Origin of the sequence: Anabaena sp. UHCC 0253 (assembly GCF_009712085.1) — a bacterium.
In the GTDB taxonomy this organism is placed as follows: domain Bacteria; phylum Cyanobacteriota; class Cyanobacteriia; order Cyanobacteriales; family Nostocaceae; genus Dolichospermum.
The window spans coordinates 30,237-42,639 of sequence record NZ_VILD01000013.1; the positions used below are offsets into that span (position 1 = coordinate 30,237).

8 protein-coding genes and 1 pseudogene are annotated in these 12,403 nt (G+C 37.4%); all 9 read left to right on the forward strand.

Features of this window, described 5'->3' with window-relative positions:
• Positions 1 to 1,886: pseudogene (locus FJR38_RS25480) on the forward strand (hypothetical protein); the annotation flags it as partial.
• A 124-nt stretch (positions 1,887 to 2,010) separates the two neighbouring features.
• Positions 2,011 to 2,580, forward strand: coding sequence for a GNAT family N-acetyltransferase (locus tag FJR38_RS25485; RefSeq protein WP_168540199.1), 570 nt, complete (start codon positions 2,011 to 2,013; stop codon positions 2,578 to 2,580).
• Entirely contained in the window at positions 2,580 to 3,113 is a 534-nt protein-coding gene (locus FJR38_RS25490; protein WP_168540201.1) for a hypothetical protein, read from the forward strand. The genes FJR38_RS25485 and FJR38_RS25490 overlap by 1 nt, the downstream gene beginning before the upstream one ends.
• Positions 3,114 to 3,218: 105 nt before the next feature.
• The gene (locus FJR38_RS25495; RefSeq protein ID WP_168540203.1) at positions 3,219 to 4,316 is read left to right on the forward strand and encodes an AAA family ATPase; all 1,098 of its coding nucleotides are present in this window, start codon (positions 3,219 to 3,221) and stop codon (positions 4,314 to 4,316) included.
• A gap of 43 nt (positions 4,317 to 4,359) precedes the next feature.
• Positions 4,360 to 4,824 (forward strand): AAA family ATPase, encoded by a 465-nt coding sequence (locus tag FJR38_RS25500; RefSeq protein WP_371418295.1) that lies wholly within the window; start codon positions 4,360 to 4,362, stop codon positions 4,822 to 4,824.
• Positions 4,825 to 5,032: 208 nt separating this feature from the next.
• Positions 5,033 to 5,872: a hypothetical protein gene (locus tag FJR38_RS25505; RefSeq protein ID WP_168540205.1), complete on the forward strand. Its 840-nt coding sequence runs from the start codon at positions 5,033 to 5,035 to the stop codon at positions 5,870 to 5,872.
• 369 nt (positions 5,873 to 6,241) lie between these two features.
• Positions 6,242 to 8,350 (forward strand): hypothetical protein, encoded by a 2,109-nt coding sequence (locus FJR38_RS25510; RefSeq protein ID WP_168540207.1) that lies wholly within the window; start codon positions 6,242 to 6,244, stop codon positions 8,348 to 8,350.
• Between the two features lie 90 nt (positions 8,351 to 8,440).
• Positions 8,441 to 9,064: a hypothetical protein gene (locus FJR38_RS25515; RefSeq protein WP_168540209.1), complete on the forward strand. Its 624-nt coding sequence runs from the start codon at positions 8,441 to 8,443 to the stop codon at positions 9,062 to 9,064.
• 525 nt (positions 9,065 to 9,589) lie between these two features.
• Positions 9,590 to 12,403 (forward strand): hypothetical protein (locus FJR38_RS25520; RefSeq protein WP_254449562.1); only part of this gene is annotated, 2,814 nt, incomplete at its 3' end.

Here is a 12,403-nt window from a genome sequence, read left to right on the forward strand (position 1 = left end):
GCAATTTAAAATATCGTGATTTATCGCAAATTGCCGCTGCCAGCAGTCAAAATAAAGTAGGTCTAGTGGCGACAAACATTGGGCGTGTCCAGTCCTCAATGCCGCGTGAAGGTGAAAATAGCGAACGATTTACCAGACGACAAAGGAAGCTGCTAAATCGTCTTTTTCAAGCACTACAAGTAGAAGTAGATTCACCCAAAAGTGCTGAAAGATTAGAAGACATCAAAGAAATTGATGGTGTAAATTTATTAGCAGATGCTAAAAAATGGTCAGAATCTCATCCCAGTTACTTCTTTGACTTTAAAAAAGATGACCGGCTTTATCGTTCCTTTGCTATGCCAGCAGATGCCCCAGGAGCAATAAATGTGATTGCCAGAGAAGTAGTAAATCCCTTGTGGGAACCAACACGGATTCGCAGTAGAGATAGACATGAATTTCGTTATTTATTTCCCAAAGAAACATTATCTGTAGATGCCTTAGAATGGGCAGAAGAATTAAAAACTAGGTTTCAACAATCGAGAGATGAAATTAAAGAACGGGTGGGAGATGATAGAGAAGCATTTAATGAAGAATTGGGCAAACTTTACGATAGTTATAGAGCCGAAATTGATGAATTATTCACTACTCCAGAGGATAGATTTGAGGGTGCAGCAGCACTATGGCACACCCAACACACTCGTCCAGAATTAGACCGACATCGTAAGGAATGTTTACAGTTGGCAGCACAGATAGAAATCACGTTTTCCTTTGAGCATAATTATGAAATGCCTAGTGCAGCATTACCACAAGATATTTATGTTTTGACTGTTCCGTTTGGGAAAGATGCGATTAAATGGAAGGAATCTTTAGAACAAAAAGGAATTGAATTTGATGCCACTATTCATCCGCAATTACCTATGATTGAATTTGCTTTTAAAGATTTATCTCCCAAAGTAGTTGAGAAATTAGCAGCTAAATTTGGTGACAACATTTACGATTTAGATGAATTGAATATCCCCAAAGATTTACGAATTATTCCTCCTGTAGATCATAGTTGGGCAACATCACGTCAGGATGCGGGTGTAGGGGCTTTGGCATATAATTTATTTACTGAGGAAGTATGTCAACAGCTTCAAGAGTTTCAGTTTGCAGAAATGAAAGTGTTGGGGATTAAATACAATGATTTTGCTGATGAAAACTTTGCCAGTCAGCAATGGAGAAAGCGAAGTGTGATTCTAGAAGTAGGAGTTTTTGAATTACCAGAATCACACCCAGATTTTTATCGTTATAATGGGACACCAATATTACAAATTGATGGTCAGAATTTAGGAACTTTTGCACCTGATAGTCCGAAGTTGCCTGTGGGAACTACATTTGCAGCTACATTAAAACCAGAAGTTTCTAGTATTATCCTCAAGGTTAATTCTGATTCGATAGAATTGCCAGATGTGACATTACCAGAATCAGAACCAAAGTTAGATAATGCTGGGGAATTGCGAGCTATTCACCGAGAATTTTGGCGTAAGGAAATGTTTGATAATTTGGTAGAAGCAATTGGTATTACCTACGAACAGCGACAAGCCAATCAATCTGAAAGTAAGGAAATTGAGCAGTTTAAAATTGGTGGACAGTGGACGGCTTATGTTCAGCGTAGTGGTGATTTTATTGTGCGGAATGAGAATAAGCGAACGATTTGTCGAGGGAATATTCACACAGGAGAAGAGATATTTCTGCTTTCAGAAGCAGCCGCAAGTGAGTTAGAGGAGATGATTTTAGAGAGGGAGCGATTATCAGCAAATATATCCTTTGAGAAGTCGCTATACTCAACCGAGGCATCGCTAAATAATAAACAGGAAATATCAAATAATAGAAACCAGAGTCGAAGTCAAAATATAGAATTGAACTGATAAAGTTGGTGAAGGTTGTACAGAGGTAGTAGTAAATCTTGTCTGCTGCACTCAGGAAACTCAGCTATTAATGATACTATTTTAGTTTGTTACCACAGTCATTTTCACCAACAAGGAGTAACGAGTGCAACTGCAAGTTCAGCTAATTCGTGGTGAGGATAGCACTTTTGTAAATGCGTATTTAGTGGAACTGGCACAAAAGCACGTTGATGATTATCTATCGCTGTGGAAAAGCCGACTAAATTTATACGTACAAGCTGATAAATTTTGGGACTGGGAGTTTAAACTGAGATTTATTGCCAGCAGTTCAAACCGTGAAGGTTATGCCATTGAGTGCGAAGGTGAAACCCAAGGATTGATGCTGATGGAAACTCAGATGCACGGATCACGCATCACAGAGGGTAAACGCTTAGTATATCTTGATGGAATTGCTACAGCACCTTGGAATCGCCAGGATGTCCAACGCCCACCACGATACAAAGGTGTTGGGAGTGTATTTTTGGTATTTGCCCGAACCCGCAGTTTCGAGCTAGGTTATGAAGGTAGGGTAGGCTTGCATTCTTTACCAGGAACGGAAAAATTCTACGATAATCAAGGAATGCTAGATTTGGGTCAGGATGAAGATTACGATGATTTAGTTTATTTTGAGTACGGTGTATGGCGTTCTTATAACAAAAGCAGTGAGGGTAAGTAATGAGTCAGCAAGAATCTAATTATATTCCGTTCACCTCTAACCAAGAATTAGCAAACCCGATGGATTTATTACTTAATGAAGAATGGTTGAGAAAAAGTATCCAAGCTGAGGAAGAAGTAGGGGGTAATATTGGTGCTGGTTTAGATTGGGGTTCTGGTTTTAGTCAACTGTTACTTAATCCCGAATTGTTTTATCGTTTAAAAACTTTGCGGATTTCGTTGAATCGAGAAGTCCGTTTGTTAATTAAAGATTGGAATTTAGGAACTGTCACTTCTATAGCATCTGCTACCGCAAGAGAGAAGTTGCTGGAAAGATTCAGGCTACCTACATCTACTGTTAAAGAACATATTCAAACTATGTTGCAGAGGGATGAACTTTTTGGTGAAGAGTTTATTTCTAATCATCAGGTGTTGCGCGAACTGCTTGGGGTAATGTTGACAGAAAAAGATTGGGAAATTATTGCTTCAGTTGCGGCAGATTCGTTGAAACAGCAAATTATGCACCAAGTTGTGGTCGAGAGAATTTCGGCATAGTCAAGCAAATTACTGTACATACATGAAAAATTATAGAAATGATGGACTTAAGGTATTGTTTGTTGTAAACTTTTAGAAAGTTAAACCCAAATTATTACTAAACTAATGATTACAGAAATTAATTTAGGAAATATCAGAATTTTCGCAGGTGATGAATGGAATTTTTCTATATTGCCTATGACTGTATTTTGTGGAACAAACAGTGCAGGTAAATCTACTATTATTAAATCTCTACTTTTATTAAAGCAAAGTCAAAGTGCTAATGAAAACTACGGGAATTTTAATGGAAAATTACGATTAGTGGGCGATTTAGTAGATTTAGGAAATTACTCTTCTTTTGTTTCTCATAATCAAATTAATGAAGATATATCCATTGGGTTTACGATCAAAGATAAAATGCCATATGAGTATTACACATTAATTTCACCAAAAAAAGAAGAAAATAAGAAATACGAAAATAAAGATGGCGTAGAATATTCTTTGAAAGTTAAATTCATATTTGGAGTTCATAATAGTCAAAACAAGTTTAAACAAAATTCTCAGTTGGAAGAGAATGATACAGATTCTATTTCTGATCCGTCTCAAGTTTTACTTAAAAAATCACATTATGAAATAACGGTGGATGAAGAAATTTTATTAGTCTGGGATGTGGAGATTGATGACAACAACGAAAGCGATAAACCAGAATATGAGATTATCATACCAAGCGAGTTTTTTAAGGCTGTAGGTGGATTAAATAAATTAATACCTAAAAATCCTGCTGACAATCTTCTAAGACTATCTACATATCATCCCAATATTTTTCCTTACAATATTATTGCCCAAGAAAAACCTAAAGAAAGTCAAAATGAATCACAAGAAGAAAAAAGTAAGTGGCTAATTGCTGGATTGCCACCCTTAATTAGAGAGGCTTTACAAGATTTAAGAAATACACTATCAAATATTCACTATATTGCACCTTTAAGATCATCTCCACAAAGATATTATTTAACATATTTAGAATCTGCTTCAAGTAAAGAACATACTGGTGAAAATTTACCGTATATTTTAAGAGAGAAATCAATATATAATTCTAAGGTATGGAATGTAAATTATTGTGATAATAGTGAACCCAAGGAAGAAATTTTATCGAAAGCATTAAATTATTGGTTATATTATCTCAGAGTAGGAGAAGAACCTCCTCAAGATATTAAAAAATTCTGAAATAGAAATAAATACAACCAATAACTTAGTAGTAGAAATAAAAATCAAATCACCCAATTCCGGTAATTTGTATTCATTAGCAGATTCTGGCTTCGGATACTCTCAGGTATTACCAATAGTAGTAAAAGGACTACAAGCAAAACCAGGGAGTGTGTTAATTGTTGAACAGCCTGAGTTACACTTAAATCCTGCTCTTCAAGTTAGACTTGCTAGTTTTTTCGTAGCAATGATGCGTGCAGATAAGCAGATTCTTATAGAAACTCATAGTGAACACATAGTTAATGCTATAAGGGTTATTACGGCTGAAGATGAATCTGGTAAATTGGCAGGAAAGTGTGGAATTTTCTTCATTGATGCTGAGTCAGAAATTCCAGTTATACATGAATTATCTATAAAGTCAGATGGTACTATTCCTGATTTGCCAAAGCATTTTTTTGGCGAAGCAATTTCTTTAAGTGGTAGATTACTTAGAGCGCAGAGAAGATTTAGAACCCAAATCAAAAATTAATATATAAGACCTATTACTTTTTTGTAACTTTCAGAAACCAATAATCAAAGCCAGATTTTCTAAATCCCATTTAATCAAGGTTTAGAACTTTACAGCACTTCCCAGTGTAATATGGTAGTCTGTCCCTCATTATTGAGATGATACTGCATCTTCATAGAAAATTTGTATTACTAGTTGCAATGAGATAAAGAACCGTTTAAAATGAGACATGACCTATTTACTATGCTTGTCTCCGATTATACTAGATCAAAGCTTCCCAAGAAGCGAGAACGAATTAAAGATTGTAGCTTGCGCTATTGGTGAGCTTCAAGAGTTTATCAGTAATGATAAAGTGCATCTAATTTCAACTGATATACTTCGTCAATTTATTGAAGATTTTGACTGGACTGCCACCAATGGGACTTTATTATCGGAAATTTATAACTTTTTAAGTAACTTATTTCTTAGACAAGATGCGAGTTTAATTGATATTGATAAATATATTAAATGGTGTGATGAATGTGGTATTAACCAATATCAAGCACATCCTGTACCCCAGACCTGTAAAGATCAAGGACTTATATCGTGTTGGTCAGATGAGTTAGGTAAAATACTATATTTACATGATAAATGCTGTAGTAATGAAGAATTTTTTATAGGAGTTGCTTGTGCATACGGTTTTGCAGGAGAATGTGTAGATAAATATGATAATCCAAACAACGACAGAGCCTTCCCTATTGTAGACCAAAACAATATAGATGTATTAGTTGATGCTTATGATTGGTCTGTTCCTCAAGATATTCATCAAAAATCAGTTAGTATTCAGAATGTTAAAAAACATTGTAAAGTCATAGGTGGCACTTTGGAAAAACCAGTTCGTGATAGTCATTATAAAGTCAAGTTTACAGGACACAGATCCTGGACTTTTAGTAATAATGATGATCCAGTACCAGAGCAGTATTTAAAGGAACTAGTAGAAATAACATCGTATCCTTTAAAAGTAATAAAAACGGCTCTTATAGATGGTTATCTTCCACAAAAATATTTAAAATTAGAGAAAGTAATTTAGAGTACAGAAGAATATAAACAACGAGATATGAGTTTTATGATGATTACTCTAATACCATTTTTATATGAAACTGTACAGAATGATTCTTGAATTGATAAGGTTTTCAGCCCCCTAATTATATGCAACTTCACATTAGATTGGTATAAGAGAACTTTTATTCCAGTTTTTGTCTCGTTTATTACTTGTACATGATTAAGTTTTATATCCTGTTATAAATAAGTACTACTTAATTGGATGCTTGAGCCAGTATCACTAAATCTGAGTATCAACAATATCCAACTGGACAATAAATAAATAGCCAATAGGTCTATGTCAATTCATACAAAGCCTTGTTAGCTTAACTCTAAGGCAATCAGAGTTGAGTACATAATGGCTACCAAAACACTGACCAAACCGAAGCGCAAACAAAGCTCTCAAACTCGCTCCTGGGAAAACCTGACAGACCGTCGTAAACTCCGCCATATAGAAAATACACTCGATAAAGCCATTTCTGAGTCAATTCAGAACGATTCTATCCAGTCCCATCAAGACTTTAAAGACTGTGTAGAAAATTACAGCCAGGAATCAGGGAAAGCCCCCATAACCGTAGAACTTTGCGTAGGAGGTGACGATGATGACGAGATTAGAGGCTATCGCTTCTACCTCACCAGTGACCCTGGACACAGAACCAGTGGTAAATACCTGATTAAAAACCTCGAAGGAATTACCAACAAAGACGAAAACTACTTTACCCCTTCCAACATTGCCGAAATTTGCGGTTTTGCAGAAACAGAACTTGATGATTTAGATGATGAATTTGATGATGACCTACTCGATTTAGAAGAGGAAAACGAAGAAATAGATGAAATTGAAGACGAACTAGAAGACCTATTAAACGACGATTTCAACAATGAACTAGATGACCCAGACGACTTAGATGAAGAAGACGAATTACCTGTTAGTCGTGTTAGTGTAACCCCAAGTAAACCTCAAGCCAAAACTGTAACTAAACCCCAAAGTAAGTCCCAACCCAAAACATCAACTAAAACTCAAGATAAAACCCCAACCAATAAAACTGCTGCCAAAAAATCCAAATCCCAAGAACCACTAGACGAAGCTTCCCGTTTAAGTGCCACAGCAGCCACCAACGGACGAGAAGTAAATGGGGTAAATTTGGGAGGATTAGCAGGACAATTGGCAACTTTAGGAATTGCTGTCGGACAAGGAGTTTTAGAACAACTAGCAGCCGAAGCTGATGAAAAGCGGCTAGAACGAATTTTTAAACAACTACAAAAACAGAATGACCGAGTTGATAACCTCACCAGTCGCTTACAGGAAATCAAGCCTGACTCATCGGAATTTCAAGATTCTTCAAATTCTCAAACTTCTCCAAATTCTCAAACTTCTCGAACTTCTTCAAATTCCCCAACTTCTCAAGATTATCAAGTTGTATCTGAAGCATCCACCGCAGATAATCCAGTGGCTGTAGCTACTATGAAAATCGGCTCTAAAGTAGACAAATTGGGTTCTCAATTAGACCCTAATAATCAGTCGCAACCTTTTGAGTTAGATAAAGATGCCAGCATTACAGAACAACTCCAGCAAATTGAAGATTACTTGCAAGTTATATCCAAGCGACTTGACCGTTTAGAAATGGTAGTTAGCCGCCTCGAAAAACAAATGGCAGCACAACAAAACAGTTCTGTAATTGCATCAGAAACAGCCGATGAAACTGTTCAATCTAACCCTAATAACCAACCAGAAAATGACGTTTTAGGATATCTAGCAAAACGCCAAGATAAGCAACAACAAATTGCTTGTGCTGAGGCTTTAGTTGGATTTGCTAATGTTGCCAGTGAGTTATTGGATCAATCACCTGAAGATGGTATTGCCATTTCCAGTAATAAAACTTTAACAGTCAAACAACAAGGAGTAAAACAACAGGGTAAACAAACAGCACAAACAGGAATATCTGCGGACGTAGCTATTGCTTTAGAAAATAACCAAGGGGAAACACTTTTTGCGGGTACTTGCACTCAGGGACAGTGGACAATTACACAAGATAATCTCACCGCTGAGGAAAAAACTGGCATTTGTAAACTACCACAGTCAAAAGAAGAATATGCCCTTAAAGCTACCACCCAAGAATTGATTCAAGAGTTTCAAACACAACTACCTCACAAATTTAATGGTGATGATGAACCCACCTTTACCTGGGCTGAAAAAGGCAAAGCCAAGTACGACTTTGAAATAGTGAAACTGTCTAATGGCACACAAATACTTCAAGGATTTAACCCCAATCGTCACAATGAACAAGTGCTTGATGCTGCTTTAGTACCAGGAGAACCCCCGGAGATTAGACAATGCAGTATCCCCTTGAGAGAAATGGAAGCGTTGTTAGATAATCAGCAATCAACTCGTTCTCAACAGGCTGATAAAAATACCGCTAAACAACAGAAAAAGCAAACTAAAACCAGCAAATCGGAAATGCAAGTTTAAGTTTACCGTAAGCAATCTAATAGCAGTAATAGCAAATATTCACCAAGCAAGATTCAGTTTAATTAGTTGAATTTTACCGAGAAAAGCAAGATGAATAACCTAAAATCTCCCAATTCTCAGTTTAAATTACTACCATCTGCCAAAGTTGCTACTAACTTGAAAAACCTGAAAATCAACCGCACAGATTTCATTTTTATTTTCCTATCTTTGGCAATTGGTATTTATTTATTAGCGACAAAACCCATATTTGTCACTATTTTGGGATGTGCCAGTATAGTTTTCTTGAGTATGGGTTACGTAATTCGGACAGTACCAATTTTAGAAAAGTATTTAGGCAGAAGAATTCGCTTTTGGCATATTGTGTCCGTTATTATCACTATTACCGCTTTACTTGATACCCTGGCAACTCCAGCCCAAGCCATTTTTTTAAGTGGGTTAGAGAACTTCTTTGTTACTTTAGCCCAACAAAGTTCACAAGCAGGAGGTGGTGCTACCACATTGGATGCCAACGTTGTTGGTTTAACATTTAACTTGATTCGAGGAGCATTTTTATTGCTGGTTGCTTCTGCTTCTTTATTTGCTTATAACCAAGCACAACAAGGTAATGATTGGCGACCAATTGTGACTCAAGTTGGTTTAGCTTTTGCCATTGTCATTGCCATAGATGTCATCACTTTTATCTTTATTGGCAATGGCACAACAACAGGTGGTTAATGTCAAATAGTCAATTTAAGAAGATACAAGGCAGCATATTTTACTCTATCAAATCCTACATTAGTACCAATTAAACAGGATTTATATAGCTGCCTTTTTTGATAACTTAAATCAAATTCAATACCTTCACCAAACCTCTTGAATCCTATTGATATCATCATGATTTTATTGGGTTTCAGACCTATATTTGAAAAATTGGTATAGGTAAGGTATTGAAGTTGAAACAAATTACCTTAATGTAGCTAACTAAAGGCATTAAGTAAATGAGTGTAAATTCCGCATTCTCACAATTTCTACAATTGTATTTTTCATAATTCGTAATCAGAATGGGTTTCGGGCATTTTTACAGAGTTTAATTCAATAAGGTTCATAAGGTTCAGTTTAAACTAAAACTCTTTTTCAAGAGTTACCAATTATCAATTACGAATTACCAATTGTCAATTACGAATTACGAATTACGAATTGTGAATTAGAAATTGGTATTCCACCTGTATTTCTGTTAAGTTAAAATCAAGATCATGATTTATGGAAAACAATCCGCAAAACGAATTTATCAAAGTTAACCGGATTTTAGGTAAACAAGCCAGCATCGGACCAATACCAGCAGAGCAACTTGTCCCTTGGATTGCCATCATCATAGTGTCTTACATCATTACCAATGGGTTACTCAGTTTAGGAATGGGTTGGTTTTTCGCCACATCATTCTGGCTAATTGTCAGTTGGTGGATATTAACCGGCAGCCAACCCCATCAATTTCTAGATAGATGGCGTAAACCACCTGGAAACGAATGGTATAACTGCAACAATATTTACATTTCTCCATTACCAGAAAACCGTCCAGCTTGGGTACGTCGTCGCTACGGTGACTCACAAATAAACATTCAGTTTAAACCCCTGATAGTACCAAATCAGTATGGAGGTAAAAGTAGATTTATGCCCTTCCAAAATGAAGTCAATATCTGCTGTATTGCAGAAATTAAAAAAGATGACCGACAAATTGCCGCCCTATTATTAGAACAAGGACAATCGCAATATCAACTAGTATTTGGTTTTCACATTGCTGGACTGCACAACATCTTACATGAAAGTGAAGTTAGTGAATTTGCTCATGCTATTGCAGAAGGGATGAAAGATTTACCAATTGGAGAACGCATCACTTTTTGTACAGGCTGCTACAGTGATGATACCAAACGCCAAACCCAACTTAATGCTTTGGCAAATGATTGTCACCTCAAACCCATTTCTGTTCTCATTCGCAACGAACAACTGCGAATAGAAGAATTGAAAAATGCAGGTACACGCCAACAGTGGCAGCAAATAGCCTTTTGTACCTGGACAAGTGATCAACAAGGTAGTTCCCAGCAAAAAGATTTTGTCGGTGCTGTGATTGAAAAATGCCGTAATCTTGGCACTTGGGTAGTAGAATCAATCACAGGCAATAAACGCATATACCAAGAAACATTCTTCAAAAAGCTATTATTGCAAGGCTTTCAACAGGGATTTATTCAGTGGGAAGTGTTACTAAATACTAAAATTGGATTAGAAGTCACACCTTGTAGCGCAGGTGATTTATGGCAATGGTTGTGGAATAGATTTAACGAAGGTGCTGCACCTGCCATTCCCCAAGTTATCACCCTAGAAGAAACCGAAACGGGACTACAACTCACAGAAACTGTAACCACAGATAAACATATCTGTACCTTACTAATTGAAGGTACACAAGGGCGCTCTGCAAGTCCAGAACATCGCGGAGATCATGACCGAGTTTATCTTACAGGCAAGGGTAAAGTCTGCGGTGTGATGACCATGACAGACCCGCCATTGGGTTGGACAAATACCCAAGAACAACTCAAATGGGTGTGGAAAATACTGTCTTCAAGTTATGTCTATGATACAGAAGCATGGGTAGAAATCAGTCGTGGCAATGACTTTTTAATTCAAGACAATTTAGCCCGTCAAGCCAAGCAATCTAAAGTCGCCCGCACCGTAGCAATTACTAAAGGACAGGGACGTGATATTGGTGCAGAAATCAAGCAAGAAGAATCATTTGAAGCACAACGGCGGTTGTACGAAGGTACAAAAGCCTTACATTGTGCGCCAGTCTTTTTAGTATACCGTCATAGTGCCGAGGAATTAACTCATGCTTGCAATCTACTGGCTAACAGTTTTGAAACCGCCAAGGTACTGAGAGAACGGAACATTGCTTGGGAAATATGGTTACAAACTTTACCTATCACCTGCAAACGCTTATTACATGATGGTAATTTGAGTGAGCGCCGCTTAACACTTGATACTCAAACAATTGCGGGATTGATGCCTCTGACCATTCCCAAAGATATTGATCAGCAAGGTGTAGAGTTTTTGACTAGTCGTGGTGGTAAACCCATTTACGTAGATTTATTTCATCAACAAATTGGACGGGCTTTAATTACAGGTACTTCTGGCTCAGGCAAGAGTGTTTTAGGGTGGCGATTTGCGGAAGAAGCCTTAGTGAACAATATTCCCGTAGTCGGGATGGATATTTCCGCAGGTGGTAACAGCACTTTTAAAACAGCGATTGAACTACTGGGTGAACAAGGTGCATATTATGACATTTCTAGTGGTAGTAGTAATCTGCTAGAACCACCGGACTTACGTAGGTTTGAGAAGCCAGAACGGGAACGACGGATGGAATCTTGGAAGGACTTTATTCGTAAGGCATTGGTAGCTATTGCAATGGGTAAAGTCGAAAATCCCCACTTAGCCCAAAGAGTAGATGCGATGCTAGTCAAGGCTTTAGATGTGTTTCTTAAAGACGCAGATATGATTGCTCGCTATAACCGTGCTTTTGAGATGGGTTGGTTGTCAGCAGAATGGCAGGAAATCCCCACATTGCCGGATTTTGTCAAGTTCTGCACCAGAGAACGCCTTAATCTGCGGTCTTTTGAGGAAATTGACCGCCAAGCACTGAACCAAATCCAAAATCAGGTGAGTGCATTACTGGCATCGAGGTTAGGGAAAGCGATCGCCCGTCCCAGTACATTTTCCCCTGAACCTGCAATTAAATTTTTTGCCCTGAGTGGATTAACTAACGAACAGGATGCTTACTTGATGGCGATTAATGCCCATACTGCTTGCATTCGTAATGCTTTATCCCATCCCAAAAGTTTGTTTATTGGTGATGAGCTTTCAGTGCTTTTACGTAAAGATGGTTTTGCTGAAGTTATCGGTGAAACTTGTGCTACAGGACGCAAGGAAGGTATTGCTGTATTGCTGTTATCTCAAGACCCAGACACTATCTGCGATTGTGCAACAGGTTCTCAAATCATGCAAAAACATGACTTACCGAATCACTGGACG

Bases quoted from the DNA above. Each gene is read 5' to 3' on its own strand.
- FJR38_RS25495 (WP_168540203.1), top strand. From the start codon at position 3,219: ATGATTACAGAAATTAATTTAGGAAATATCAGAATTTTCGCAGGTGAT.
- FJR38_RS25510 (WP_168540207.1), top strand. From the start codon at position 6,242: ATGGCTACCAAAACACTGACCAAACCGAAGCGCAAACAAAGCTCTCAA.
- FJR38_RS25515 (WP_168540209.1), top strand. From the start codon at position 8,441: ATGAATAACCTAAAATCTCCCAATTCTCAGTTTAAATTACTACCATCT.
- FJR38_RS25505 (WP_168540205.1), top strand. From the start codon at position 5,033: ATGACCTATTTACTATGCTTGTCTCCGATTATACTAGATCAAAGCTTC.
- FJR38_RS25490 (WP_168540201.1), top strand. From the start codon at position 2,580: ATGAGTCAGCAAGAATCTAATTATATTCCGTTCACCTCTAACCAAGAA.